Annotated in this window: 24 protein-coding genes; 15 read left to right on the top strand and 9 right to left on the bottom strand. The window is 70.9% G+C overall.

The window, feature by feature from the left end; translation table 11 throughout:
• Positions 1-329: 329 nt before the first annotated feature.
• Genes ACFWBN_RS29350 through nuoN form a run of 14 tightly spaced genes read left to right on the top strand, consistent with a single transcriptional unit; the run spans position 330 to position 16,171 of the window.
• Positions 330-689, top strand: coding sequence for an NADH-quinone oxidoreductase subunit A (locus tag ACFWBN_RS29350; RefSeq protein WP_008738438.1), 360 nt, complete (start codon positions 330-332; stop codon positions 687-689).
• 15 nt (positions 690-704) lie between these two features.
• Complete coding sequence (locus ACFWBN_RS29355) at positions 705-1,259, top strand: NADH-quinone oxidoreductase subunit B family protein (RefSeq protein ID WP_030162005.1); 555 nt, start codon at positions 705-707, stop codon at positions 1,257-1,259.
• A complete protein-coding gene (locus ACFWBN_RS29360) occupies positions 1,256-1,993 on the top strand; it encodes an NADH-quinone oxidoreductase subunit C (RefSeq protein ID WP_385181237.1) in 738 nt (245 codons plus the stop codon). Before ACFWBN_RS29355 ends, ACFWBN_RS29360 begins: the two co-directional genes overlap by 4 nt.
• Positions 1,993-3,318: an NADH-quinone oxidoreductase subunit D gene (locus tag ACFWBN_RS29365; protein ID WP_385181239.1), complete on the top strand. Its 1,326-nt coding sequence runs from the start codon at positions 1,993-1,995 to the stop codon at positions 3,316-3,318. Before ACFWBN_RS29360 ends, ACFWBN_RS29365 begins: the two co-directional genes overlap by 1 nt.
• Positions 3,315-4,076: an NADH-quinone oxidoreductase subunit NuoE gene (gene nuoE / locus ACFWBN_RS29370; RefSeq protein WP_385181241.1), complete on the top strand. Its 762-nt coding sequence runs from the start codon at positions 3,315-3,317 to the stop codon at positions 4,074-4,076. Before ACFWBN_RS29365 ends, nuoE begins: the two co-directional genes overlap by 4 nt.
• Positions 4,076-5,452: an NADH-quinone oxidoreductase subunit NuoF gene (nuoF, locus tag ACFWBN_RS29375; protein ID WP_385181243.1), complete on the top strand. Its 1,377-nt coding sequence runs from the start codon at positions 4,076-4,078 to the stop codon at positions 5,450-5,452. Before nuoE ends, nuoF begins: the two co-directional genes overlap by 1 nt.
• The gene (locus ACFWBN_RS29380) at positions 5,449-7,956 is read left to right on the top strand and encodes an NADH-quinone oxidoreductase subunit G (protein ID WP_385181246.1); all 2,508 of its coding nucleotides are present in this window, start codon (positions 5,449-5,451) and stop codon (positions 7,954-7,956) included. Before nuoF ends, ACFWBN_RS29380 begins: the two co-directional genes overlap by 4 nt.
• Positions 7,953-9,323 carry an NADH-quinone oxidoreductase subunit NuoH gene (gene nuoH / locus ACFWBN_RS29385; protein WP_385181249.1) on the top strand — a complete coding sequence of 457 codons (1,371 nt, stop codon included), beginning with the start codon at positions 7,953-7,955 and terminating at the stop codon, positions 9,321-9,323. Before ACFWBN_RS29380 ends, nuoH begins: the two co-directional genes overlap by 4 nt.
• Positions 9,316-9,915: an NADH-quinone oxidoreductase subunit NuoI gene (nuoI, locus tag ACFWBN_RS29390; RefSeq protein ID WP_385181253.1), complete on the top strand. Its 600-nt coding sequence runs from the start codon at positions 9,316-9,318 to the stop codon at positions 9,913-9,915. The genes nuoH and nuoI overlap by 8 nt, the downstream gene beginning before the upstream one ends.
• Positions 9,912-10,721: an NADH-quinone oxidoreductase subunit J gene (locus tag ACFWBN_RS29395; protein ID WP_385181256.1), complete on the top strand. Its 810-nt coding sequence runs from the start codon at positions 9,912-9,914 to the stop codon at positions 10,719-10,721. The genes nuoI and ACFWBN_RS29395 overlap by 4 nt, the downstream gene beginning before the upstream one ends.
• Positions 10,718-11,017 (top strand): NADH-quinone oxidoreductase subunit NuoK, encoded by a 300-nt coding sequence (gene nuoK / locus ACFWBN_RS29400; protein WP_030864698.1) that lies wholly within the window; start codon positions 10,718-10,720, stop codon positions 11,015-11,017. The genes ACFWBN_RS29395 and nuoK overlap by 4 nt, the downstream gene beginning before the upstream one ends.
• A 12-nt stretch (positions 11,018-11,029) precedes the next feature.
• Positions 11,030-12,925 carry an NADH-quinone oxidoreductase subunit L gene (nuoL, locus tag ACFWBN_RS29405; protein ID WP_385181260.1) on the top strand — a complete coding sequence of 632 codons (1,896 nt, stop codon included), beginning with the start codon at positions 11,030-11,032 and terminating at the stop codon, positions 12,923-12,925.
• Position 12,926: 1 nt separating this feature from the next.
• On the top strand, positions 12,927-14,519 hold the full coding sequence (locus ACFWBN_RS29410; protein WP_385181263.1) for an NADH-quinone oxidoreductase subunit M: 1,593 nt from the start codon (positions 12,927-12,929) through the stop codon (positions 14,517-14,519).
• A 5-nt stretch (positions 14,520-14,524) separates the two neighbouring features.
• Positions 14,525-16,171, top strand: coding sequence for an NADH-quinone oxidoreductase subunit NuoN (gene nuoN / locus ACFWBN_RS29415; RefSeq protein ID WP_385181294.1), 1,647 nt, complete (start codon positions 14,525-14,527; stop codon positions 16,169-16,171).
• 64 nt (positions 16,172-16,235) lie between these two features.
• Here nuoN and ACFWBN_RS29420 read toward each other — a convergent pair whose 3' ends face one another.
• The 9 genes from ACFWBN_RS29420 to fahA form a co-directional block, all read right to left on the bottom strand.
• Complete coding sequence (locus tag ACFWBN_RS29420; RefSeq protein WP_385181266.1) at positions 16,236-16,835, bottom strand: Uma2 family endonuclease; 600 nt, start codon at positions 16,833-16,835, stop codon at positions 16,236-16,238.
• 59 nt (positions 16,836-16,894) lie between these two features.
• Positions 16,895-17,473, bottom strand: a complete 579-nt coding sequence (locus ACFWBN_RS29425) for a hypothetical protein (protein WP_385181269.1) — start codon at positions 17,471-17,473, stop codon at positions 16,895-16,897.
• 126 nt (positions 17,474-17,599) lie between these two features.
• Complete coding sequence (locus ACFWBN_RS29430) at positions 17,600-20,353, bottom strand: fumarate reductase/succinate dehydrogenase flavoprotein subunit (RefSeq protein ID WP_385181272.1); 2,754 nt, start codon at positions 20,351-20,353, stop codon at positions 17,600-17,602.
• Positions 20,354-20,404: 51 nt separating this feature from the next.
• On the bottom strand, positions 20,405-21,148 hold the full coding sequence (locus ACFWBN_RS29435) for an ABC transporter ATP-binding protein (protein WP_385181277.1): 744 nt from the start codon (positions 21,146-21,148) through the stop codon (positions 20,405-20,407).
• Entirely contained in the window at positions 21,145-22,137 is a 993-nt protein-coding gene (locus ACFWBN_RS29440) for an ABC transporter permease (protein ID WP_385181280.1), read from the bottom strand. Before ACFWBN_RS29440 ends, ACFWBN_RS29435 begins: the two co-directional genes overlap by 4 nt.
• Complete coding sequence (locus tag ACFWBN_RS29445) at positions 22,134-23,480, bottom strand: ABC transporter substrate-binding protein (RefSeq protein WP_385181297.1); 1,347 nt, start codon at positions 23,478-23,480, stop codon at positions 22,134-22,136. The genes ACFWBN_RS29440 and ACFWBN_RS29445 overlap by 4 nt, the downstream gene beginning before the upstream one ends.
• 44 nt (positions 23,481-23,524) lie before the next feature.
• Positions 23,525-23,752, bottom strand: a complete 228-nt coding sequence (locus ACFWBN_RS29450; protein ID WP_030710222.1) for a ferredoxin family protein — start codon at positions 23,750-23,752, stop codon at positions 23,525-23,527.
• Between the two features lie 38 nt (positions 23,753-23,790).
• Positions 23,791-24,561, bottom strand: coding sequence for a GntR family transcriptional regulator (locus tag ACFWBN_RS29455; protein ID WP_385181284.1), 771 nt, complete (start codon positions 24,559-24,561; stop codon positions 23,791-23,793).
• 139 nt (positions 24,562-24,700) lie between these two features.
• Positions 24,701-25,924 carry a fumarylacetoacetase gene (gene fahA, locus ACFWBN_RS29460; RefSeq protein ID WP_385181287.1) on the bottom strand — a complete coding sequence of 408 codons (1,224 nt, stop codon included), beginning with the start codon at positions 25,922-25,924 and terminating at the stop codon, positions 24,701-24,703.
• Between the two features lie 141 nt (positions 25,925-26,065).
• Between fahA and ACFWBN_RS29465 the strand changes: the two genes are divergently transcribed.
• On the top strand, positions 26,066-26,884 hold the full coding sequence (locus ACFWBN_RS29465) for an HAD family hydrolase (protein ID WP_385181290.1): 819 nt from the start codon (positions 26,066-26,068) through the stop codon (positions 26,882-26,884).
• Positions 26,885-26,947 lie beyond the last annotated feature (63 nt).

A 26,947-nucleotide genomic window follows, 5' to 3' on the forward strand; every position in this document is an offset into this window, starting at 1 on the left:
CCTGCACGGGGCACGATTTGATAGGGCAACACCCCTCCTACCTGCGGTAACGAGGTCAGATGTCACCTTTGGTGATCATGTGGATGCTTCACGTATGAAGATCACCACTCATTGGACTTCATGATCGTTCGTCAGGTGGTGGAGATCACAAACTCGTTGTTGCAACCCGTGTCGCAGATCACAGAGGAGCGGGCATAAGATGCGCAGCAGTCCGGCTTGTGAACTGCCTCACATGCAAGCGCTCGATCAAAAGCGTGATCTTCGCGAGGCGGGGCATGCGGTGCCGGCGGCGGTCCAACGGTCAAGGACGACTGGAAGGAGCGAGGAGCGTGAATGCGTACGCGCCCATCCTCGTGCTCGGCGCCCTCGGCGCAGGGTTTGCGATCTTCTCCGTGGTCATGGCCACGCTGATCGGTCCAAAACGGTACAACCGGGCAAAGCTTGAGGCATACGAGTGCGGCATCGAGCCCACTCCGGTTCCGGCCGGCGGCGGCCGCTTCCCCATCAAGTACTACCTGACGGCGATGCTCTTCATCGTCTTCGACATCGAGGTTGTCTTCCTCTACCCCTGGGCCGTCACCTTCGACTCCCTGGGGATCTTCGGGCTCGTCGAGATGCTGCTCTTCGTGCTCACCGTCTTCGTCGCCTACGCCTACGTGTGGCGCCGCGGCGGCCTGGAATGGGACTGAGGGGCTGAATTTTCCATGGGACTGGAAGAGAAGCTGCCGAGCGGCTTTCTGCTGACCACCGTCGAACAGGCCGCGGGCTGGGTGCGCAAGTCATCCGTCTTCCCCGCGACCTTCGGCCTCGCCTGCTGTGCCATCGAGATGATGACCACCGGAGCCGGCCGGTACGACCTGGCCCGCTTCGGCATGGAGGTCTTCCGCGGTTCCCCGCGCCAGGCCGACCTGATGATCGTGGCCGGCCGGGTCAGCCAGAAGATGGCGCCGGTGCTGCGGCAGGTGTACGACCAGATGCCCGCTCCCAAATGGGTCATCTCCATGGGGGTTTGTGCATCTTCAGGCGGAATGTTCAACAACTACGCGATCGTCCAGGGCGTCGACCACATCGTCCCGGTGGACATCTACCTCCCCGGCTGCCCGCCCCGCCCCGAGATGCTGATGGACGCGATCCTCAAGCTCCACCAGAAGATCCAGGGCGGCAAGCTCGGCGTGAACCGGGAAGAGGCGGCCCGTGAGGCGGAGGAGGCGGCCCTCAAGGCCCTCCCCACCATCGAGATGAAGGGGCTGCTCCGGTGAGCGAGACCCAAGAGCCGGAGAACGGCACCAACGGCGGCAACGGCAACAACGTCCCCGCCCCGCGCGTGAGCGGCCCCGAGGTCATCGGCGTCCGCAAGGGCATGTTCGGAGCCGCGAACGGCGGTGACACCAGCGGCTACGGCGGCCTGGTCCGGACGATCACCCTGCCGGGGGCGTCCGCTCGGCCTTACGGCTCGTACTTCGACGAGGTCGTGGACGAGCTGGAGGGCGCGCTGGATGAGCAGGGCCTGCTCCCGGAGAACGCGATCGAGAAGGTGGTCGTCGATCGGGGGGAGCTCACTCTCCACATCGCCCGCGAGCACCTCGTACGCGTCGCCGCGACCCTGCGCGACGACCCGGCCCTGCGCTTCGAGCTCTGCACCGGCGTCAGCGGGGTCCACTTCCCCGAAGACAAGGGCCGCGAACTGCACGCCGTCTACCACCTGCGCTCGCTGACCCACGGCCGGATCGTGCGGCTGGAGGTGTCCGTACCGGACCGCGACCCGCACGTCCCCTCGCTCGTCTCCGTCTACCCGACCAACGACTGGCACGAGCGCGAGACGTACGACTTCTTCGGCCTGGTCTTCGACGGGCACCCGGCCCTCACCCGGATCATGATGCCGGACGACTGGCAGGGCTTCCCGCAGCGCAAGGACTACCCGCTCGGCGGCATCGCCGTCGAGTACAAGGGCGCCCAGATCCCGGCTCCCGACCAGCGGAGGTCGTACAGCTGATGTCAACGTCAAACCACGCCTCCTCCCGGGAGACCACCGAAGGCCTCGTCTACACCGTCACCGGCGGCGACTGGGACGAGATCGTCCAGTCCGCGGCCAAGGCGGACGACGAGCGCATCGTCGTCAACATGGGCCCCCAGCACCCGTCCACCCACGGCGTGCTCCGCCTGATCCTGGAGATCGACGGCGAAACGGTCACCGAGGCCCGCTGCGGCATCGGCTACCTGCACACCGGCATCGAGAAGAACCTCGAATACCGGAACTGGACGCAGGGCACCACCTTCGTCACGCGCATGGACTACCTGACGCCGTTCTTCAACGAGACGGCGTACTGCCTGGGCGTCGAGAAGCTCCTGGGCATCACCGACCAGATCCCGGACCGCGCCACCGTCATCCGCGTCCTGCTGATGGAGCTCAACCGGATCTCCTCCCACCTGGTGTGCATCGCCACCGGCGGCATGGAGCTGGGCGCGACCACGATCATGATCTACGGCTTCCGCGACCGCGAGCTGATCCTCGACATCTTCGAGCTGATCACCGGCCTGCGCATGAACCACGCGTTCGTCCGCCCCGGCGGCCTCGCGCAGGACCTGCCCCCGGGCGCCGTGGACCAGCTGCGCGAGTTCATCAAGACCATGAAGAAGAACCTGCCGGAGTACGACAAGCTCGCCACCGGCAACCCCATCTTCAAGGCCCGCATGCAGGACGTCGGCTACCTCGACCTCACCGGCTGCATGGCGCTGGGCGCCACCGGCCCGATCCTGCGCTCCGCCGGCCTGCCGCACGACCTGCGCAAGTCGGACCCGTACTGCGGCTACGAGAACTACGAGTTCGACGTGCCGACCACCGAGAGCTGCGACTCCTACGGGCGGTTCCTGATCCGCCTGGAGGAGATGCGCCAGTCGCTGCGGATCGTCGAGCAGTGCCTGGAGCGGCTGGAGCCGGGCCCGGTGATGGTCGCCGACAAGAAGATCGCCTGGCCGGCGCAGCTCGCGATGGGCCCGGACGGCCTCGGCAACTCGCTCGACCACATCCGGAACATCATGGGCACCTCCATGGAGGCCCTCATCCACCACTTCAAGCTGGTGACCGAGGGCTTCCGGGTACCGGCCGGGCAGGCGTACGCGGCCGTCGAGTCGCCCAAGGGCGAGCTCGGGGTCCACGTCGTCTCCGACGGCGGCACCCGCCCCTACCGGGTCCACTTCCGCGACCCGTCCTTCACCAACCTGCAGGCCATGGCCGCGATGTGCGAGGGCGGCCAGGTCGCCGACGTCATCGTCGCCGTCGCCTCCATCGACCCCGTGATGGGAGGCGTCGACCGATGACAGACATTTCTCTGGGCATGCCGCAGCTGCCGGCCCCGGACTTCCCGGCGGAGGTGCGCGAGCGGCTCGCGGCGGACGCCGCCGAGGTCATCGCCCGCTACCCCGACAGCCGCAGCGCGCTGCTGCCGCTGCTGCACCTGTGCCAGTCGGAGGAGGGCTACGTCTCGCGCACCGGCATCCGCTTCTGCGCCGAGGTGCTGGGCCTGACCACCGCCGAGGTCACGGCGGTCGCCACCTTCTACACGATGTACCGGCGCAAGCCCTCCGGCGACTACCAGGTCGGCGTCTGTACGAACACCCTGTGTGCGGTCATGGGCGGCGACGCCATCTTCGACGAGCTCAAGCAGCACCTCGGGGTCGGCAACAACGAGACCACCCCCGACGGCAAGGTCACGCTGGAGCACATCGAGTGCAACGCGGCCTGCGACTTCGCCCCCGTGGTGATGGTCAACTGGGAGTTCTTCGACAACCAGACGCCCGAATCCGCCAAGGCCATGGTCGACGACCTGCTGGCGGGCCGCGAGGTCTCGCCGACCCGGGGCGCGCCGCTGTGCACCTACAAGGAGACCGCCCGGATCCTGGCCGGTTTCCCCGACGAGCGCGAGGGCGCGGTCGAGGCGAGCGGCGGCGCCGGCCCCGCCTCCCTGATCGGACTGCGCATCGCGCGCGGCGAGTCCCCGCACCCCTCGATCGTGCACCCGCGGGGCGCATCGCGGGGCGAGTCCCGCGGCGACACCACCAACGAGGGAGGGGAGTGATGACCGTGTCCTCCGAACTGAGCAATGGGGGCACCTCCCGGCCGGAAGCCGGGGGAGGCACCAGCCCGGAGAAGCTCCTCGCCCCCGTCCTGTCGGCCTTCTGGGACGAGCCGCAGTCGTGGACGCTGGAGACCTACCGGCGCCACGAGGGCTACGAGGGCCTGCGCAAGGCCCTCGCGATGACCCCGGACGACCTCATCGCCTACGTGAAGGACTCGGGTCTGCGCGGGCGCGGCGGCGCGGGCTTCCCCACCGGAATGAAGTGGCAGTTCATCCCGCAGGGCGACGGAAAGCCGCACTACCTCGTCGTGAACGCGGACGAGTCGGAGCCGGGAACCTGCAAGGACATCCCCCTCCTCTTCGCCAACCCGCATTCCCTCATCGAGGGAATGATCATCGCCTGCTACGCGATCCGCTCGGAGCACGCCTTCATCTACCTGCGCGGGGAGACGGTGCCCGTACTGCGGCGCCTGCACGAGGCCGTGCGCGAGGCGTACGCGGCGGGATACCTCGGCAAGGACATCGACGGGACCGGTCGCACCCTCGACATCACGGTGCACGCGGGGGCGGGCGCGTACATCTGCGGCGAGGAGACGGCGCTGCTCGACTCCCTCGAAGGCCGGCGCGGTCAGCCCCGGCTGCGTCCTCCCTTCCCTGCCGTCGAGGGGCTCTACGCGTGCCCCACTGTCGTCAACAACGTCGAGTCCATCGCCTCGGTTCCCGCGATCCTGAACAAGGGCAAGGACTGGTTCAAGGCGATGGGGACCGAGAAGTCCCCCGGCTTCACGCTGTATTCGCTCTCCGGGCACGTCGTCGGACCCGGCCAGTACGAGGCCCCGCTCGGCATCACCCTGCGCCAGCTGCTCGACATGAGCGGCGGGATGCGGCCCGGGCACCGGCTGAAGTTCTGGACCCCGGGCGGCTCCTCCACCCCCATGTTCACCGACGAGCACCTGGACGTCCCGCTCGACTACGAGGGCGTGGGCGCGGCCGGCTCGATGCTCGGCACCAAGGCCCTCCAGTGCTTCGACGAGACCACCTGCGTGGTGCGGGCCGTGACCCGGTGGACCGAGTTCTACGCCCACGAGTCCTGCGGCAAGTGCACACCCTGCCGCGAAGGCACGTACTGGCTGGTCCAGTTGCTGCGCGACATCGAGGCCGGCAAGGGCGTCATGTCCGACCTCGACAAGCTGAACGACATCGCCGACAACATCAACGGCAAGTCCTTCTGCGCGCTCGGCGACGGCGCGGCCAGCCCGATCTTCTCCTCGCTCAAGTACTTCCGCGCGGAGTACGAGCAGCACATCACCGGGAAGGGCTGCCCCTTCGACCCCAAGAAGTCGACCCTCTGGGCTGACACGGAGGTGACCGCATGACCGTCGCCACGAACGCTCCCGCCGGTGGCGGCGAAGCGGCCGTACCACCGGAGAACCTGGTGACCCTGACCATCGACGGCGTCGAGCTGTCGGTCCCCAAGGGCACCCTCGTCATCCGGGCCGCCGAGCAGCTCGGCGTCGAGATCCCCCGGTTCTGCGACCACCCCCTCCTCTCCCCGGCCGGTGCCTGCCGCCAGTGCATCGTCGAGGTCGAGGGCCAGCGCAAGCCGATGGCCTCCTGCACCATCACCTGCACCGACGGCATGGTCGTCAAGACGCAGCTGACCTCCGAGGTCGCCGACAAGGCCCAGCGCGGGGTGATGGAGCTGCTGCTCATCAACCACCCGCTGGACTGCCCGGTCTGCGACAAGGGCGGCGAGTGCCCGCTCCAGAACCAGGCGATGTCGCACGGCAACGCCGAATCGCGGTTCGAGGGCAAGAAGCGCACCTACGAGAAGCCGGTCCCGATCTCCACCCAGGTGCTCCTGGACCGCGAGCGGTGCGTGCTGTGCGCGCGCTGCACCCGCTTCTCCAACGAGATCGCCGGCGACCCGATGATCGAGCTGCTGGAGCGCGGCGCGCTCCAGCAGGTGGGCATCGGCGAGGGCGACCCCTTCGAGTCGTACTTCTCCGGCAACACCATCCAGATCTGCCCCGTCGGCGCCCTGACCTCGGCCGCCTACCGGTTCCGCTCCCGCCCCTTCGACCTCGTCTCCTCCCCGAGCGTGTGCGAGCACTGCGCGGGCGGCTGCGCGACCCGGACCGACCACCGCCGCGGCAAGGTGCTGCGCCGGCTGGCCGCCGAGGACCCGGAGGTCAACGAGGAGTGGGTCTGCGACAAGGGCCGCTTCGGCTTCCGCTACGCACAGCAGCGCGACCGCCTGGACACCCCGCTGGTCCGCAATGCCGCCGGGGTCCTGGAGCCCGCGAGCTGGCCCGAGGCCCTGGAGGCCGCGGCGAACGGGCTGGCCGCCGCGCGCGGCCGGGCCGGGGTGCTGACGGGCGGCCGGCTCACCGTCGAGGACGCGTACGCGTACTCCAAGTTCGCCCGGGTGGTGCTCGACACCAACGACATCGACTTCCGGGCGCGCGTGCACAGCGCGGAGGAGGCCGAGTTCCTGGCCGCCACCGTGGCCGGCACCGGCAAGGACCTCGACGGAACGGGTGTCACGTACACCTCGCTGGAGGCGGCGCCCGCGGTGCTGCTCGCCGGCATCGAGGCCGAGGAGGAGGCCCCCGGGGTCTTCCTGCGGCTGCGCAAGGCCCACCGCAAGCACAAGCAGCGGACCTTCGCCCTCGCCCCCTTCGCCACCCGCGGCCTGGAGAAGGCGGGCGGCACCCTGCTGGCCGCCGCCCCCGGCACCGAGCCCGAGTGGCTGGACGCGCTGGCCTCCCGTACCGGACTGGAGGCGGGCGGCGCCGTCGCCGCCGAGGCGCTGCGCCAGCCCGGCGCGGTCATCGTCGTCGGGGAGCGGCTCGCCGGAGTGCCCGGCGCGCTGACCGCCGCCGTACGGGCCGCCGCCGCGACCGGCGCGAAGCTGGTGTGGATCCCGCGCCGGGCCGGGGAGCGGGCCGCCGTCGAGGCGGGCGCGCTGCCGTCCCTGCTGCCGGGCGGCCGCCCGGCCACCGACCCGCGGGCCCGCGACGAGGTCGCCACCGCCTGGGGCCTGGACGAACTCCCGCACCGCTACGGCCGCGACACCGGCCAGATCGTCGAGGCCGCCGTTACGGGCGAACTGTCCGCCCTGCTGGTAGCGGGCGTCGAGGTCACCGACCTGCCCGACCCGGCCCGCGCCGAGGCCGCCCTCAAGGAAGCCTTCGTGGTCTCCCTGGAACTGCGGCCCGGCGCGGTCACCGACCACGCCGACGTGGTGTTCCCCGTCGCCGCCGTGGCCGAGAAGGCGGGCGCCTTCATCAACTGGGAGGGCAGGGTCCGGCCGTTCGAGGCCGCGCTCAAGCCCGACCAGATGACCCGCCGGCTCGCCCCGGCCGACGCCCGCGTGCTGCACATGCTGGCCGACGCTGCCGACCGGCCGATCGCGCTGCCCGACGTACACGCCGTACGCCGGGAGCTCGACGGGCTCGGCCCGTGGGCCGGGGAGCGGGCCGCCGAGCAGTCCGCGGACACCGCGCCGCTGCCCCGCCCGGGCGCCGGCGAGGCCGTCCTCGCGGGCCACCGGCTCCTCCTCGACCAGGGCAGGCTCCAGGAGGGCGACGAGGCCCTGGCCGGCACCCGGCACGAGGCCAGTGCCCGCCTGTCGGCCGCCACGGCCGCCGAGACGGGCGTCAAGAACGGGGACGTCCTCGCGGTCACCGGCCCGGCCGGCTCCGTGGAACTCCCGCTCCGGATCACCGAGATGCCCGACCGCGTGGTCTGGCTCCCGCTGAACTCCACCGGCTCCGGCGTCCTCGCCGACACCGGCGCCCGGCCCGGCACCCTCGTACGGATCGGCCCGGCGACCCCGGCCGACGCCGACGGCACCACTGCGGAGGTGGGCGCGTGAACGCGGTACAGCTGGCCACCGAGGACCTGTCCCTGTTCGGCCGGGACGTCTGGTGGCTCGTCGTCATCAAGGCGGTGTTCTGCTTCGCCTTCCTGATGGTGACCGTGCTCTTCTCCATCGTGTGGGAGCGCAAGGTCGTCGCCTGGATGCAGCTGCGCATCGGCCCCAACCGGCACGGCCCCTGGGGCATGCTCCAGTCGCTCGCCGACGGCGTGAAGCTGATGCTGAAGGAAGACCTCATCGTCAAGCGGGCCGACAAGGTGGTGTACGTCCTGGCCCCGATCATCGCGGCGATCCCGGCCTTCATGGCCATCGCGGTGATCCCCTTCGGGCCCTCCGGCAACGAGGTCTCGATCTTCGGCCAGCGCACCACCATGCAGCTCACCGACCTGCCCATCGCGATGCTCTACATCCTCGCGGTGGCCTCGGTCGGCATCTACGGCATCGTCCTGGCGGGCTGGTCCTCCGGCTCGACCTACCCGCTCCTCGGCGGCCTGCGCTCCTGCGCGCAGATGATCTCCTACGAGATCGCGATGGGCGCGGCCTTCGCCTCGGTCTTCCTCTACTCCGGGTCGATGTCGACCTCGGCGATCGTCGAAGCCCAGGCGGACCGCTGGTACATCGTCCTGCTGCCGGTCTCCTTCATCATCTACGTCATCACGATGGTCGGCGAGACGAACCGCGCCCCCTTCGACATGCCGGAGTCCGAGGGCGACCTCGTCGGCGGCTTCAACACCGAGTACTCCTCCATCAAGTTCGCGCTGTTCATGCTCGCCGAGTACGTCAACATGGTCACCGTCTCGGCGGTCTCCGTCACCCTCTTCCTGGGCGGCTGGCGGGCCCCGGCGCCGATCTCCACGTACTGGGAGGGCGCGAACCACGGCTGGTGGCCGATGCTCTGGTTCGTCCTCAAGGTCCAGCTGCTGCTCTTCTTCTTCATCTGGCTGCGCGGCACGCTGCCGCGCGTGCGCTACGACCAGCTGATGAAGCTCGGCTGGAAGGTGCTGATCCCGGTCTCCGTGGTCTGGCTGATGCTGGTCGCCACCGTCCGGGCGCTGCGCAACGAGCAGTACGACTTCAGCGAGATCGTCCTCTACGTGGGCGGCGCCGTCGTGGCGATCCTGCTCCTCTCCTTCGTCGCCGACCTCTTCCGCGACAAGCGCGAGAAGGCCGCCGCCGAGGAGGCAGGCAAGGCCGCCGCGGCCGAGCCCTTCGACCCCCTCGCCGGCGGGTTCCCCGTACCGCCCAAGCCCGGCCAGCACCTGGCACCCGTACCGCGCCGACGGCCGCGGAGCGAGCGGGAGCTGATTGTCAGTGGTGGCGCGAATACTGAGAGTGACCGAGAGGAGGGTGCTGAGAATGGCTGACACCGACCCGAACGAGAAGTGGCAGAACCCGGTGGCCGGCTTCGGCGTGACCTTCAAGGCCATGTTCAAGAAGCGCCTCACCGAGCAGTACCCGGAGCAGCACAAGACGACCGCCCCGCGCTTCCACGGACGGCATCAGCTCAACCGGCACCCGGACGGTCTGGAGAAGTGCATCGGGTGCGAACTGTGCGCCTGGGCCTGTCCCGCCGACGCCATCTACGTGGAGGGCGCGGACAACACCGAGGAGGAGCGCTACTCCCCGGGCGAGCGGTACGGCGCGGTCTACCAGATCAACTACGCCCGCTGCATCCTGTGCGGGCTGTGCGTCGAGGCGTGCCCGACGAGGGCGCTGACCATGACGAACGAGTTCGAACTGGCCGACTCCAGCCGCGAATCGCTCATCTACACCAAGGACCAGCTGCTCGCTGGGCTCACCGAGGGCATGGTCGAGGCACCGCACTCGATCTTCCCCGGCACCGACGAACAGGACTACTACCGCGGACTGGTGACCGGGGCCGCCCCCGGCACGGTCCGGCAGCCGGCCGTCTCCAAGGGCGAGGTCGCGGAAGACTCCGAGGAGGTGGAGGCATGAGCGCCCTCGCAGCCGCCACCCTGACCTCCACGGGCGAGGCGGTCCAGTTCTGGGTCCTCGGCACGATCGCCGTCATCGGCGCGCTGGCCACGATCCTGATGAAGAAGGCCGTGCACAGCGCCCTCAGCCTGGCCGGGACGATGATCATCCTGGCGGTCTTCTACCTCGCCAACGGGGCGTACTTCCTGGGCGTCGTCCAGGTCATCGTCTACACCGGCGCGATCATGATGCTCTTCCTCTTCGTGGTCATGCTCGTCGGCGTCACCGCCGCCGACTCGCTGAAGGAGACCATCAAGGGCCAGCGCTGGCTGGCCGTCCTGTGCGGGCTCGGATTCGGCATCCTGCTCATCGCCGGCATCGGCAACGCCAAGCTCACCCACTTCAACGGGCTCGGCCGGATCAACTCCGCCGGACACGTCGAGGGCCTGGCCCAACTGATCTTCACCAAGTACGTCTTCGCCTTCGAGATCACCGGCGCGCTGCTGATCACCGCGGCCGTCGGCGCGATGGTGCTCACCCACCGCGAGCGCACCGAGCGGGCCGCCACCCAGCGCGAGCTGGCGGAGCGGCGCGTACGGGAGGGCGTGCAGCTCCCGCCGCTGCCCGCGCCCGGCGTCTACGCCCGGCACAACGCGGTCGACGTGGCCGGCCTGCTGCCGGACGGCACCCCGTCCGAGCTCACGGTCAACAAGACGCTGCGCGCCCGCGGCCAGATCCGGGACGTCTCCAGCGAGGCGCTGTCCGACCTCAAGGCACTGGAGCAGGCCTCCTCGGAGCGCCTCGGCCGTGAGGAGGCCTCGAAGTGAATCCCGTCAACTACCTGTACCTGGCGGCCCTGCTGTTCACCATCGGCGCGGCCGGAGTGCTGATCCGGAAGAACGCGATCGTGCTGTTCATGTGCGTCGAGCTGATGCTCAACGCCTGCAACCTCGCCTTCGTCGCCTTCTCCCGGATGCACGGCAACCTCGACGGCCAGATCATCGCGTTCTTCACGATGGTCGTCGCCGCCGCGGAGGTCGTGGTCGGCCTGGCGATCATCGTGTCGCTGTTCCGTACCCGCCACTCGGCCTCGGTCGACGACGCCAGCCTGATGAAGCTGTAAGGGGCGTTCACAGTGGAGAATCTGATTGCGCTGCTGGTGGCAGCGCCCCTGCTCGGAGCGGCGGTGCTGCTGTGCGGCGGCCGGCGCCTCGACAAGTCCGGCCACTGGATCGGCACCCTGCTCGCGGCCGTCTCTTTCGGCATCGGGGCGGTGCTCTTCGCCGACATGCTGGGGCGCGGCGCCGAGGACCGGGCCCTGCACCAGCGCCTGTTCAGCTGGGTGCCGGTGGAGGGCTTCCAGGCGGACATCGCCTTCCAACTCGACCAGCTGTCGATGACCTTCGTCCTGCTGATCTCCGGGGTGGGCACGCTCATCCACGTGTACTCGATCGGGTACATGGAGCACGACGAGCGCCGCCGCCGCTTCTTCGGCTACCTCAACCTGTTCGTCGCGGCGATGCTCCTGCTGGTCGTCGCCGACAACTACCTGCTGCTGTACTTCGGCTGGGAGGGCGTGGGCCTCGCCTCGTACCTCCTGATCGGCTTCTGGCAGCACAAGCCCAGCGCGGCCACCGCCGCGAAGAAGGCCTTCCTGGTCAACCGGGTCGGCGACATGGGCCTGTCGATCGCGATCATGCTGATGTTCACCACCTTCGGGACCTTCGCCTTCGGGCCGGTGCTCGGTGCGGTGGGGGAGACCTCGGAAGGCACGCTGACGGCGATCGGGCTGATGCTGCTGCTGGCCGCCTGCGGCAAGTCGGCGCAGGTCCCGCTGCAGTCCTGGCTCGGTGACGCGATGGAGGGCCCGACCCCGGTCTCGGCCCTCATCCACGCGGCGACGATGGTGACGGCCGGCGTGTACCTGATCGTCCGCTCGGGCGCCATCTTCAACGGGGCGCCCGACGCCCAGCTGGTGGTCACCATCGTGGGCGCGGTCACGCTGCTCTTCGGTGCGATCGTCGGTTGCGCGAAGGACGACATCAAGAAGGCCCTCGCCGGGTCGACGATGTCGCAGATCGGCTACATGATCCTCGCCGCGGGCCTCGGCCCCATCGGCTACGTCTTCGCGATCATGCACCTGGTCACGCACGGCTTCTTCAAGGCGGGCCTCTTCCTCGGCGCCGGCTCCGTCATGCACGGCATGAACGACGAGGTCGACATGCGCAAGTACGGGGCGCTGCGGAAGTACATGCCGGTCACCTTCGTGACCTTCGGCCTCGGCTATCTCGCGATCATCGGCTTCCCCGGCCTGTCCGGCTTCTTTTCCAAGGACATGATCATCGAGGCGGCCTTCGCCAAGGGCGGCACCCAGGGCTGGATCCTGGGCGGGGTCGCCCTGCTGGGCGCCGGCATCACCGCCTTCTACATGACCCGGGTCATGCTCCTCACCTTCTTCGGCGAGAAGCGCTGGCAGGCGGACGAAGCCGGGGAGCTCCCGCACCCGCACGAGTCCCCGAAGTCCATGACCATCCCGATGATCATCCTGGCCTTCGGGTCGGTCTTCGCCGGCGGCTTCTTCGAGATCGGCGAGCGCTTCCTGAAGTGGCTGGAGCCCGTCACCGGCTACGAGCACGGGCACCCGCCGGTCAGCGCCATGACCGTGACCGCCTCCACCATGGTGGTCCTGGTCATCGGCGTCGGCATCGCCTGGGCGATGTACGGCCGCAGGCCCGTCCCGGTCCTCGCCCCGCGCGGCTCGCTCCTCACCCGGGCGGCCCGGCGGGACCTGCTCCAGGACGACTTCAACCACGTCGTGCTGGTGCGCGGCGGGGAGCACCTGACCCGCTCGCTCGTGTACGTGGACCACAGCCTGGTCGACGGGGTGGTCAACGGCACGGCCGCCTCGGTCGGCGGGCTCTCGGGCCGGCTGCGCAAGCTCCAGAACGGCTACGCCCGCAGCTACGCGGTCTCGATGTTCGGGGGCACGGCGATCCTGATCGCCGCGACCCTGCTGATGAGGGCGGTGTGAAATGAGTTTCCCGCTTCTGACGGTGACGGCCGCGGTCCCCGCGGTCGGCGCCATCCTGACGGCGGCCGTCCCGGCCGCCCGCAGGACCGTCGCCAAGTGGCTCGCGCTGCTCTTCTCGCTGGCGACCCTGGCCCTGGCCGTGCTCGTCGCGGTCCGCTTCGAGCCGGGTGGCGACCGCTACCAGCTCACCGAATCCCGGGCCTGGATCGCCGACTTCGGCGTCCGCTACGAGCTCGGCGTGGACGGCATCGGGGTGGCGCTCATCGCGCTCACCGCACTGCTGATCCCCTTCGTGATCGGGGCCGGCTGGCACGACGCCGACCCGCTGGAGACGTCCTCTTCGCGCTGGCGGCCGACCCAGGGCTTCTTCGCCCTGATCCTGCTGGTCGAGGCGATGGTGATCATCTCCTTCGAGGCCACCGACGTCTTCCTCTTCTACATCTTCTTCGAAGCCATGCTCATCCCGATGTACTTCCTCATCGGCGGCTTCGGGGACCGGGCCCACTCCGGGTCCGACGAGAACGCGGCCGCGCAGCGCTCGTACGCGGCGGTCAAGTTCCTCCTCTACAACCTGGTCGGCGGCCTGATCATGCTGGCCGCGGTCATCGGGCTCTACGTGGTCGCCGGGAACTTCTCGCTCCAGGAGATCGCCGAGGCCCGCGCCGCGGGCACGCTGGACATGGCGACCAACACCGAGCGGCTGCTCTTCCTCGGCTTCTTCTTCGCCTTCGCGGTGAAGGCCCCGCTGTGGCCGCTGCACACCTGGCTGCCGAACGCGATGGGCGAGGCCACCGCCCCGGTCGCCGTCCTGATCACCGCGGTCGTCGACAAGGTGGGCACCTTCGCGATGCTCCGCTTCTGCCTCGGGCTCTTCCCCGAGGCCAGCAAGTGGGCCACGCCGGTGATCCTCGTCCTGGCCCTGATCAGCATCGTCTACGGGGCGCTGGTCGCGGTCGGGCAGCGGGACATCAAGCGGCTGGTCGCCTACGCCTCGATCTCGCACTTCGGCTTCATCATCCTGGGCATCTTCGCGATGACCTCCCAGGGGCAGTCCGGGGCGACGCTCTACATGGTCAACCACGGGATCTCGACGGCCGCGCTGATGCTGGTGGCCGGCTTCCTGATCTCGCGGCGCGGCTCGCGGCTCATCGCCGACTACGGCGGCGTCCAGAAGGTGGCCCCGGTCCTCGCCGGCACCTTCCTGATCGGCGGCCTCGCCACCCTCTCACTGCCGGGGCTCGCCCCCTTCGTCAGTGAATTCCTGGTCCTGGTGGGCACGTTCGCCCGGTACCCGGTCGTCGGCATCATCGCCACCATCGGCATCGTGCTGGCCGCGCTCTACACGCTGGTGCTCTACCAGCGCACGATGACCGGCCCCGTGAAGGAGGAGGTCCGCACCATGCCGGACCTGCGCCTGCGCGAGGTGCTCGTGGTCGCCCCGCTGATCGCGCTGCTGATCGGGCTGGGCGTGTACCCGAAGGTGCTGACCGACATCGTCAACCCGGCGGTGGAGCACACCATGTCGGACGTCCAGCAGAAGGACCCCAAGCCCGAAGTCGACGTCGAAGCCAAGAACGGGGAGGCGGCGAAGTGAGCACCATGACTGCTGCCCACAGCCTGTGGACACTGGCGGCGGAAGGCCCGGTCGACCGGATCCCGGCGCCGGTCATCGAGTACGCGCAGCTCGCGCCCACCCTGATCGTGGTGGGCGCGGCGGTTCTCGGAGTCCTCGTCGAGGCCTTCGTACCGCGCAAGTCCCGTTACTACGTCCAGGTGTTCCTCGCCGTGGCCGCGCTGGCCTCGGCCTTCGCGGCGGTCGTCGGCCTCGCGGCCGGCGGGTACGGGTCCACCAAGGCGCACATCGCGGCGATGGGCGCCATCGCGGTGGACGGCCCGGCGCTGTTCCTGCAGGGCACCATCCTGCTGGCCTCGGTCGTCGCGATCTTCACCTTCGCCGAGCGGCGCCTCGACCCGGCCGCGCACGGCAACCGGGTGGACTCCTTCGCCGCCCAGGCGGCGTCGGTACCGGGCAGCGACAGCGAGAAGGCCGCCGTCAAGGCGGGCTTCACCACCACCGAGGTCTTCCCGCTGGCCCTGTTCGCGATCGCCGGGATGCTGATCTTCCCGGCGGCCAACGACCTGCTGACGCTGTTCATCGCGCTGGAGGTCTTCTCCCTCCCGCTGTACCTGCTCTGCGCCGTCGCCCGCCGCCAGCGGCTGATGTCGCAGGAGGCCGCGGTCAAGTACTTCCTGCTGGGCGCCTTCTCCTCCGCCTTCCTCCTCTTCGGCATCGCGCTGCTCTACGGGTACGCGGGCTCGGTCTCGTACGCGGCGATCGCCGACGTGGTCGACGGCACGGTCTCGAAGATCGACCCGGCGCTGGCCTCCACCATGGGCAACGACGCGCTGCTGCTGATCGGCGGCGCGCTGATCCTGATGGGCCTCCTCTTCAAGGTCGGCGCGGTCCCCTTCCACATGTGGACCCCGGACGTCTACCAGGGCGCCCCGACCCCGGTCACCGGCTTCATGGCGGCGGCGACGAAGGTGGCCGCCTTCGGCGCCCTCCTCCGTCTCCTCTACGTGGTCCTGCCGGGCCTGCGCTGGGACTGGCGGCCGGTCATGTGGGGCGTCGCGATCGTCACGATGCTGGCGGGCGCGGTGATCGCCGTGACCCAGACCGACGTCAAGCGGCTCCTCGCCTACTCCTCGATCGCGCACGCGGGCTTCATCCTGGCCGGTGTGATCGCGACCTCGGCGGAGGGCGTCAAGTCCGTCCTCTTCTACCTGGGCGCGTACTCCTTCGTCACGATCGGCGCCTTCGCGGTGGTCACGCTCGTGCGGGACGCGGGCGGCGAGGCGACGCACCTGTCCAAGTGGGCGGGGCTCGGCCGCCGTTCGCCGCTGACGGCGGCGGTCTTCGCGGTGTTCCTGCTGGCCTTCGCCGGCATTCCGCTGACGTCGGGCTTCGCCGGCAAGTTCGCCGTCTTCAAGGCGGCGGCGGAGGGCGGTGCGGGGGCGCTGGTCGTGGTCGGTGTCATCTCGTCCGCGATCGCCGCGTTCTTCTACATCCGGGTGATCGTCCTGATGTTCTTCAGCGAGCCGAAGGCCGACGGCCCGACGGTGGCCGTCCCCTCGCCGCTGACGATGACCACCATCGCGGTGGGCGTCGCGGTGACGCTGGTCCTGGGTGTGGCCCCGCAGTACTTCCTGGACCTGGCGGGGCAGGCGAGCACGTTCGTCCGCTGACCGGTCCGGGTATGCGTGAGGGCCTGGCCCCCTTTTGGGAGCCAGGCCCTCACGCGTGGATGAACTACTCGGCGCTGCGGTGCTTCACGGTGATCTCACCCAGGTTCAGGTCGATGGGGAACGGAACCGAGACCTTGAGACGGTCGTGGAAGATGCCGGTCGCCACGTATGCCTGCGTAGCAGGGTCGAGTTCGTAGACGTACACCACGGCCCTGCCCTCCTTGTTCTCCACCCGCCAGAAGTGGGGGATCCGGGCCTGGGCATACTTGATCGGCTTGGCCTGACGGTCGCGGGACACCGACTCCGGGGAGACGACCTCGATGGCCAGCCGTACGGATCGCGCCGGGAGTCGGGTCTGGTCCAGGTCTTCCTCCGAGTCGTCCTCCACAACGATCACGTCCGGCTCGGGCCGGTTGTGCCGGTCGATATCGATCGTGAACTCTCTCAGCACTTCGAGCCCGCCAGGGACCACAGACCGCAGCTGCCATTCGAAGAAGCTGACAGCTCGCATGTGGAAACGGGTTTGCGGACTCACGAAGATCAGGCTCCCGTCGATCAGCTCCGTGTGCGGAGGCAGATTCGGAAGCGTGTCCAGGTCGTCGGCAGTCCAGCCGCCCGGGGGCGGGATCGGCCAGCTGTGTTCCGGGTTCATCAGAGCTCCCATGAGCCGCAGTCTCGCGAGTGTCTTCAGCGTATCGCCGGAGTTCTCGGGGAAGGCCGCCCTTACGGGTGAGTCATATGCCCAGGGCACTTGAGGGCGGGGTTCCAGTTGTGGAAGCGGCCGGCCGGGTTCTCCTTGTAGGCCCACATGTGCAGGTCGTAGTGCTTGGGCATGCCCGCCCAGTGGCCGGGCATGGGTCCGTCGAAGGGCAGGCCGAACATGCTCGGACGGTCGTCGGCGGTCTTCAGGTCCTGGTCGCCGTCGGTGGACATCCACTCCACCGTCTGGAGCTTGCGACGGCCGTTGCGGTCCTTCTCGGTGCTGTAGAGGAGCGCCGTCGGCCTGCTGGGGTCCTTCGAACCCCAGTTGGCCTGCTTGACGTAGTGGTAGCCCATGGAGCCCACCCCGAACGGGTTGGTCATGCACTCCTGGCCGTGCGGGACGTACCCGTCCTTGAGGGCCTCCCGCTCGTCCACGTACCTGGCCGTCACCGCGATCGCCGTCGCCATGTCCTTCATGGCCTGGGGGTTGCGCGGGTCGGGGGCGGGCCCCTCGACCCCGTGGGCCGGGGCCACGGCGGCCAGGCCGAGCGACACGGCGGCCGCGCAGGCCAGAGCGGATTTCAGGCTGCGTGCGGACATGGCGGCGGCTCCTGGGGTGGGGGTACGGGGTACGGGTTCCCGGTTCCGTTCGTCCGTCCACCATCCCGGCCCGCCCCGCCCGGCGCACGTGGCGCGCCTCCGAACGGGGGGCCGGGGCCGCGCCGGTCAGGCCGCCCGGGCGGCGTACGCGCGGACGTCCGCGTCCGGGTCGGTGACCGCCGTGGCGAGGGCGGCCCGGGCCTCCTCGGTGGTCCGGTGGGTCAGCAGAGCCAGGACGGCGGCCTTGCGGACGTCCGCGTTGGCGTCGGCCAGGGCCTTGGCCAGCGGCGGTACGGCCGTCTCCGGGGCGGCGGCCGACAGGGCCGCCGCCGCCCCCGCCCGGACCTGCCAGGCCGGATCGGCCAGTGCCGCCACGGCGGTGCGGGCGTACGGGGCCGGGCAGCCGGCCGCGGCCAACGCTCCCAGCGCGGCGCCCCGCACCAGCGGGTCGGGGTCGCCGAGCAGGGGGTCCAGCGGTTCCGGGGCCGGGGCGTGCACCGCGGCGAGGCCCTTGGCCACGGCCACCCGGACCTCGCGGGCCGGGTCCGCCGCGGCGGCCGCCAGCGCCGGGACCGCGTCCACCGAGACCAGGGCCCGCACGGCGTGGATGCGGACGTCCGGGTCGGTGTCGGCCAGGGCGTCCGCGTACACCTCGGCGTCCCCGAGCCGCAGTGCCCGTAGCGCTTCGAGCGAGGCCGAGCGCACCGCCGCGTCGGGCACCGCGAGGGCGGCCCGCAGGCCTGACGCCAGCTCCGGATCGCCCGGCAGGACTTCGAGCAGCTCCCGCAGGGCGGCCGCGGCGGCCGCCCGGACGGCGGGTTCCGCATCCGCGAGCCGCTCGGCCAGGGCCGGCCCGGCCCCCGCGGGGACGGTCTCGCCGAGCGCGGCCACGGCCGCGGCCCGCACCGACGGATCGGGGTCGGAGAGGTACGGGCGCAGGTCGTCCAGGTCCGGCGACTCCTCGGACAGGGCGAGGAGTTCCAGGATCCGCGGCGAGGCGGCGCCCGCGGACGGCGTGCCGTCGGGGTCACCCGGTTCGGCCGAGGTCTCGTCCGCGGCCGGCGCCGGGCCGGATCCCCGTACCGTCCCGGCCCCCGCCGGCGGCGCCTGGCGGGGGCCCGCCGTCGCCACCGGGGTCAGCTCGACCTCGCCCAGGTGGCGTTCCGGGCCGCCCTCCGGGGCGAAGCCGTCCACCGGCACCAGGTACGGCTCCACCGGACGGGCCGTGAACTCCATCGCCCCCGAAGCGGACTTGCGCAGGTCCAGGTGGTGCAGCCAGCCCGCGTCGTCCCGCTCCGGGTGGTCGATCCGCTCGTGGTAGAGGCCCCAGCGCGACTCCGTACGGGCCAGCGAGGACCGGGCCGCCATCTCCGCGCAGTCCCGGATGAAGGACACCTCCGCGCACCGCATCAGCTCGTGCGCGGTGGTCGCGCCCATCTCCGCGATCTCGCCGGTCATCCGGTCGAAGGCCTCCACGGCGAGCGAGAGCTTCGCGCCCGTCTTCGGCGGCGCCACGTAGTCGTTGACGAACCGCCGCAGCTTGTACTCCACCTGCGGCTGCGGCGGCCCGTCCGGGTTGCGGAGCGGGCGGTAGACCAGCTCGTGGGCCGCCGCCAGCTGATCGGCCGGCAACTCGCCCTCGTACGCCGCGTACCGGGAGGCGTCCGCGCCCGCCAGATCTCCGAAGACGAACGCCCCGATCATGTAGTTGTGCGGTACGGAGGCCAGGTCGCCGGCTGCGTACAGCCGGGGCACGGTGGTGCGGGCGTGGTCGTCGACGCGGACGCCCGAGGCGGAATGGCCCCCGCACAGTCCGATCTCCGAGATGTGCATCTCGATGTCGTGCGTCCGGTAGTCGTGGCCGCGGCCCTCGTGGAAGGTGCCGCGCGTGGGCCGCTCGGTGGTGTGAAGAATCGATTCGAGAGAGGCCACCGACTCCTCCGGGAGGTGGCTCAGCTTCAGGTACACCGGCCCCCGGTCCGAGGCGAGTTCCTCCGCGAACTCGGCCATCATCTGCCCCGACCAGTAGTCGGAGTCCACGAACCGCTCGCCGTGCCGGTTGACCTGGTAGCCGCCGAAGGGGTTCGCGACGTACGCGCACGCGGGCCCGTTGTAGTCCTTGATCAGCGGGTTGATCTGGAAGCACTCGATGCCGGTCAGCGCGGCGCCCGCGTGGTAGGCCATGGCGTAGCCGTCGCCCGCGTTGGTCGGGTTCTCGTACGTCCCGTAGAGGTAGCCGGAGGCCGGGAGTCCGAGCCGTCCGCAGGGGCCCGTCGCGAGGATCACCGCCCCGGCGCGCACGGTCACGAAGGCGCCGGTGCGGGTGTTGAAGGCGGCCGCGCCGATGGCCCGGCCGTCCTCCGGGGAGGTGAGGACGCGGACCGGCATCACCCGGTTCTCGATGCGGATCCGCTCGCGCATCTCGCGGCGCCGCAGCTGCCGGTAGAGGACCTTCTTGACGTCCTTGCCCTCGGGCATGGGCAGGACGTAGGAGCCCGAGCGGTGGACCTGGCGCACCGCGTACTCGCCGTGCTCGTCCTTCTCGAACTTCACCCCGTACGACTCCAGGCGCTGGACCATGGCGAAGCCGCGGGTGGCGGTCTGGCGGACCGTGGACTGGTCGACGATGCCGTCGTTGGCACGGGTGATCTCGGCGACGTAGTCGTCGGGTTCGGCGCGGCCGGGGACGACGGCGTTGTTGACCCCGTCCATGCCCATGGCGAGGGCGCCGGAGTGGCGGACGTGGGCCTTCTCCAGCAGCAGGACGCGGGCCCCGCGCTCGGCGGCGGTCAGCGCCGCCATCGTGCCGGCGGTGCCGCCGCCGATGACGAGGACGTCGCAGGAGAGTTCCTCGGCGTCGCCGATCGCGGGGATGTCCACGGTGCGCTGCCTTTCCGTTCGGTCGGGTTCGGTCGGGTTCGGTCGGTTTGGTCAGAGGGAGTCGATGATCTGCTGGCGCAGGGCGGCGTTGTCGGCGGCCCGGGTGCGCGGCCGCGGTACGCGGAGCACCTCGCCGGTGGCCGGGAGGGCGACGCGGTCGCCGAGGAAGAGGGCCTCGTCCACGTCGTGGGTGACGAAGACGACGGTCGCGCCGGTGCCGGCGAGGACGTCCACGAGGAGGTCCTGCATCTCGGCCCGGGTCTGGGCGTCGAGCGCGCCGAAGGGCTCGTCCATGAGGACGGCGCGGGGGCGCGCGGCGAGGGCGCGGGCCAGCTGCACGCGCTGGCGCTGGCCACCGGAGAGCTGGTGCGGGTGCTTGAGCGCATGCCCGGCCAGCCCCACCCGTTCCAGCCACTCGGCGGCGACCCGCCGTCGCTCGGCGCGGGGCAGCCGGGAGCGGCCGATGGCGAGGGGGAGTTCGACGTTGGCGCGGACCGTGCGCCAGGGCAGCAGGGCGTCGTCCTGGAAGACCAGGGCCCGGTCGGCGCCGGGCCCGGTGATCGGGGCGCCGTCCTGCTCGACCGCACCGCCGAGGGGCGGCAGCAGCCCGGCCAGGGTCCGCAGCAGCGTGGACTTCCCGCATCCGGACGGGCCTACGACGGCCAGTACCTCGCCCGCTTCGACCGCGAGGTCGAGCCCGTCGAGCACCACGTTCCCGCGGTGCCCGAGCCGCACCCCGCGCAGTGCGAGGGTGGCGCCGGCCTTGTGGGTGGTCAGGGTGGTCAGGGTGGTCACTTCTGCGTCCCTCCGGTGGTCGCGCCCTGCGGGGCTGATCCCCTACCCGCCCTGTCACCGTCCCGGCGCTCCGCACCGGGTGCGCTCAAACGCCGCGCAGGGTGAAAATCCCGCCCGACCGCGGCCTTGCCGGCGTCTGCGGCGCGGGGTGGGGAGTCGGCTCCGCGCAGCGGCACCCGGGCCGGGCGGGGGGTTCGAGATGCTGTGGCGGGGGACAAGGACACGGCGGTACGGGGGAGCCAGCGCGTCAGGCGGCGGCCCGCGCGCTCCACCGCCGTGGACGTCAGCCAGCCCAGCGCCCCGATGGTGACCATGCCGACGAAGACGCCCGGGTAGTCGACCACCGTGTAGTCCTGCCAGGTCCGGTAGCCCACCCCGTACTCGCCGGAGATCATCTCCGCCGAGATCACGCAGATCCAGGACACCCCGATGCCGACCGACAGCCCCCCGAAGATGCCCGGCAGGGCGCCGGGCAGGACCACGGAGAGCAGGATCCGGGCCCGGCCCCCGCCCATCGTCAGCACCGCCTCCTCCCACACCGGCGACAGCGCCCCCACCGCGTGCCGCGTCGAGACCATCACCGGGAAGAAGGCGGCCGCGAAGGTGATGAAGACGATCCCCTGCTCGTTGGAGGGGAAGAGCAGGATCGCCACCGGGACGAGCGCGATCGCCGGGACCGGCCGCGCCACCTCCAGCAGCGGGCCCAGCAGATCGGCCGCGGTCCGGGACCGGGCGATGGCCGTGCCCGCCGCCACGCCCAGGACCGCGGCGAGCGCGAAGCCCGCCACGATCCGGCGCAGGCTGAAACCGAGGTCCTGCCAGTACGCCGCGGCTCCCGCCCGCCCCGCGAACGTCGACGCCACCTCGTCCACCGTCGGGAACTGCTCGAAGCGGAGCCACAGGTTCACGTCCAGGGACGTCAGCGCCTGCCAGACCAGCAGGGCCGCGCCGAGCGAAGCCGCCCGCAGCGCCCAGCGCCCGGCCGTCATGACGCCAGGGCTCCGGCCTCGGCGAAGCTCACGATCCGCGCCCCGGACCCCGTGTGCTGGTCGACGTACGACTTCGCGCCCGCCGGCGTGACGAAGGCGCGCAGATCGGAGCCTTCAGCGACCCAGATCGCCTTGTCCGCGAACCACAGGGTCCCCGTCACCGCGTCCGGCACGTACGCCGCCCGGACCTCCGCTCCGCGCGCGGCCTTCAGCAGCTCGCGCGGGGAGTCGTAGGACTGGGTGCGGGCCTGGCCCTTGAGCCACAGCTCGGGGCGGGCGGCCGCCGCCTTCGGGTACTCCTGCGCGCCCGCCGCCGCCCGCTTCAGGGGCTCGGCGTCCACGAAGCCGTCCACGTCCACGTCGCCGACCAGCTTGGCCGCCTTCAGGACCGGCACGTCCTGCTTCAGCGCGTCCACCAGCTCCGGGCGCAGGGCCGGGTCGAAGGTCGCGATGCCGTTCGCCCCGTTGTAGAGGTACACCACCTCCGCCGGCAGGCCCGTCTCCTTCGCCACCGACTCGGCGGCCGCGACCGGCTCCGCCCGCAGGTGGTCGGTGGCCTTGCGCTGCGCCCGCAGGAAGTCGTCCAGTACGCCGGCCCGCTCCTTCGCGAACTTCTCGCGCACGGTGACCCCGTGGAAGGTCGGCAGGTTCAGCTCGGCGCCGTCGTACAGGGCCTTCGCCCGCCCCTCGTACGCCAGCTGCCCCGGCCACGCCACGAACTGCGACAGCGCGTCCGCGCTGCCCGCCTGGAGCGCCGAAGCGCCCACGCTGGGCTGCTGGTTGAGCTTCTGGATGCCGCTCTCCGGATCGATCCCGGCGCGCTGCAGGGCCCGTACGAGGGTCCCGTCGGCGGCGGAGCCGACGCTGGTCGACACCTTCTTGCCGCGCAGGTCGGCGAGGGACTCCAGCTTCGAATCCGGGGCGGTGACCACGGTGTTGAGGCCGCCGCGCAGGTTGTAGCCGGTCACCGACACCAGACGGGTGGGCTGCTTGAGCTCCTTGCCGCGCGCCGCGTTGATGAGGAGCGGGAAGTCACCCATCGAACCGATGTCGATCTTCCCGGCGGTCATCTGGGCGGTGATGGGGGCACCGGTGGCGTAGTCCTGCCAGTCCACCTTGTAGGTGACCCCGTCCTTCTTGCCCCGGGCGGCCAGCTCCTGCTCGAAGTAGCCGAGGGAGCGCAGCAGGGTGCCCGCGGTGACGGTGTTGATGGTCTTGGACTGGTAGCCGACGGTCACGGTGACGGTCTTGGGACCCGAGGCCCCGGACGCGTCGCCGCCGCACGCGGTGGCCAGGGGGGCGAGGAGCAGGACGAGCGCGGGCGCCAGCGCCTTGGTGCGCATGGGCGTGGACATGGGCATGGACATGGGCATGGCGGCAGGGCCTTTCACCGGAGCAGGTAGGGCATGTTGACGGTCACCGCGCCGGTGGGACAGCGGGCGGCGCACGGGCCGCAGTACCAGCACTCGTCCACGTGCATGTACGCCTTGCCGTTGTCCTCGCGGATCGCGAGCGAGTCGAGCGGACACATGTCGACGCAGAGGGTGCAGCCGTCGATGCACAGGGACTCGTCGATGGTCACGGGCACGTCGCCGCGCTGGGGGACCAGAGGCATGGCTGTCTCCAGGAAGGTGGGCTGGGTACGCAAGGGGGTCAGAGCGAGCGGCGCAGCAGGCCGCTCATGGTGATCCGGTCGCCGCGGAAGCGGATGAACTCCAGGTCCACGGGGCGTCCGTCGGCCAGGTGGGTGAGCCGCTCCAGCATCAGGACGGCGGCCCCGCGCGGGGCCTGGAGGACGGCGGCGGAGTGCGCGTCGGCGTTGACGGCTTCGAGGGTGATCTCGGCGTGGCCGAGCGGCTGCCCGGTGAGCTGTTCCAGGAGCCGGAAGACGTCCGTGTTCTCCAGGTCGCAGCCCAGGAGTTCGGCCCCGATGTCCATCGGGACGTAGGTGAGGTCGAGGGAGAGCGGCAGCCCGCCCAGGCGGCGCAGCCGCTCGATGTAGAGCACGTCGGTGTGCTCGGGCAGGCCGAGGCGGCCGGCGACCGGGGCGGGGGCGCGGACGGGGCCGACGGTGCGGACCTCGTTGGTGACCTTGCCGTGCTCGTGGAGGGTTTCGGCCAGGCCCTGGAGGCGGTCCAGGCCGTGCGGGTACTTCTCGCAGACGACGACGGTGCCGACGCCCGGGCGGCGCTCCACGAGCTGCTCGCCGCGCAGCAGGTCGAGGGCCTGGCGGACGGTGTTGCGGCCGGCGCCGTAGTCGGCGGCGAGGGTGTCCTCCAGCGGGAGGACCCCGCCGGGGAACCCGCCCGCCAGGATCTGGTGGCGGAGCAGGTCGGCGAGCTGGCGCGCCTGGTCCGCGCGCAGCCGCCGCCGGCGCGCGGCGGCGACCGGGACGGTGTGCGTGGCGGTGCGTTCGGCTGGCATGGCACGGAACATACCGACGGGGCGCGGGGTGTGGTGTTGCCACAGTATTGCGCCACCAGACGCCGCGCGATCAACGCTGTGACCTGCGGTTACGGCGGGGCGGCGAAAAGATCCGCCACCCCGCCGTCCGAAGCGTGGACTACCTGGATCCCACGATCCGGCCGGTGACCTCGCCGAGGCCCACGCGGGTGCCGTCGGCCCCGGGGGCCCACGCGGTGAGGGTGACGGTGTCCCCGTCCTCCAGGAAGGTGCGCTTGCCGTCGGCGAGTTCGATGGCGTCGCGGCCGTTCCAGGTGAGCTCCAGCAGCGAGCCGCGCTGGCCGGTGTCGGGGCCGCTGACGGTGCCGGAGCCGTACACGTCACCTGTGCGCAGCGAGGCGCCGTTGACGGTCATGTGCGCGAGCTGCTGGGCGGCGGTCCAGTACATGGAGGCGAACGGCGGCTGCGCCACCTCCTGCCCGTTGATGGAGACGGTGATGCGCAGGTCGAAGCCGCCGGGGCGGTCGCCGGCGGAGTCGTCCAGGTAGGGCAGGAGCGGGAAGTCCCGGGCGGGCGGGGCGACCCGGGCCGCGTCCAGGGCCTCCAGCGGGGTCACCCAGGCGGAGACGGAGGTGGCGAAGGACTTGCCGAGGAAGGGGCCGAGCGGCACGTACTCCCAGGCCTGGATGTCGCGCGCCGACCAGTCGTTGAGGAGGAACAGCCCGAAGACGTGGTCCTCGAAGTCGCCCAGCGCCACCGGGCGGCCCAGCTCGGAGGGGGTGCCGACGACGAAGCCGACCTCGGCCTCGATGTCGAGCTTGACCGACGGGCCGAAGACGGGCGCGGGGTCGGTGGGCGCCTTGCGCTGCCCGGAGGGCCGTACGACGTCGGTCCCGGAGACCACGATCGTGCCGGACCGGCCGTGGTAACCGATGGGCAGGTGCTTCCAGTTGGGGGTGAGCGCGTCCCCGTCCGGCCGGAAGATCCGCCCGACGTTGGTGGCGTGGTGCTCGCTCGCGTAGAAGTCGACGTAGTCGGCGACCTCGTACGGCAGGTGCAGGGTGACGGCGTCGAGCGGCACGAGGTGCGGCTCCACGGTGGGCCGGTGGCCGGGGTCGGTGACCCAGGCGGTCAGCGCGCGGCGCACGTCGCGCCAGGCGGTGCGCCCGGCGGCGAGCAGCGGGTTGAGCGAGGACTGCCCGAGCAGCCCCGCGTACGGGGACCCGAGCGCGACGGCAACGGCCCCCGCGTCGAGCACGTGTCCGCCGATCCGCACACCGATCCGGCGACGGCCGTCCTGCGCGGTCGAGAAGACGCCGTACGGGAGGTTGTGCGGCCCGAACGGGTCGCCCTCGGGAACATCGAGGGGGCTCTGCTGGGGCATGGGGTGCTGCCTCGCTTTCGACGCGGTCCGGGGGTGTCCCGGGGGCTGGTTGACACGTTACGTGGCTGGTGGGGCCTGCGGGAGGCCGGATTCGGGCCCTATTTGTAGGACTTGTCCAAAGGGGTCCGTATCCTTGGCGCCGTGACTTCCGCCCCGCCTCCGGCCCTCCCCTACGCCTTGATCGCCACTGACCTGGACGGGACTCTGCTGTGTGCCGGGGACACCGTCTCCGCCCGCTCGTACGCGGCGCTCGCCACGGCCCGCGCGGCCGGCGCCCAGCACATCATCGTCACCGGCCGCCCCGTTCCGCAGGTCCGGCACGTCCTGGACGACCTCGGCTATACGGGGCTCGCGGTGTGCGGGCAGGGCGCGCAGGTGTACGACGCGGCGCGCGGGCACCTGCTGCACTCCGTGTCCATGGACCGGGGGCTGGCCGAGGTGGCCCTCGGCAAGATCGAGGCGGAGATCGGCGAGGTCTACGCGGCGGTCAACCAGGAGGGGATCGACGCGGAGATGCTGATGGGTCCGGGCTACCGGATGTGGCACCCGCACCTGCCGACGGTGCGGGTGGGCCGGCGCTCGGACCTGTGGGCTTCGCCGATCAACAAGGTGCTGCTGCAACACCCGCGGCTGGACGACGACGAGCTGACGCGGGTGGCGCGGGGGGTGGTCGGGGACCTGGTGAACGTGACGATGGCGGGGGAGCACACGGTGGAACTCCAGCCGCCGGGCATCGACAAGGCGAGTGGGCTCGCGCGGGCCGCGTCCGCCCTGGGGGTGGCGGCGTCGGAGACGATCGCCTTCGGCGACATGCCCAACGATGTGCCGATGTTCGCGTGGGCGGGCTACGGGGTGGCCATGGCCAACGCCCATCGGGAGCTGGTGGCTGTCGCCGATGAGATCACCCTGTCCAACGAGGACGACGGCATCGCGGTGGTCCTGGAGCGGCTGTTCGGCTGACCGCCGGTTCCGGGGCGCTGCCCCGCACCCCGCGCCTCAAACGCCGGCGGGGCTATCCATAGC

The organism is Streptomyces sp. NPDC059989 (assembly GCF_042736975.1).
In the GTDB taxonomy this organism is placed as follows: Bacteria; Actinomycetota; Actinomycetes; order Streptomycetales; family Streptomycetaceae; genus Streptomyces.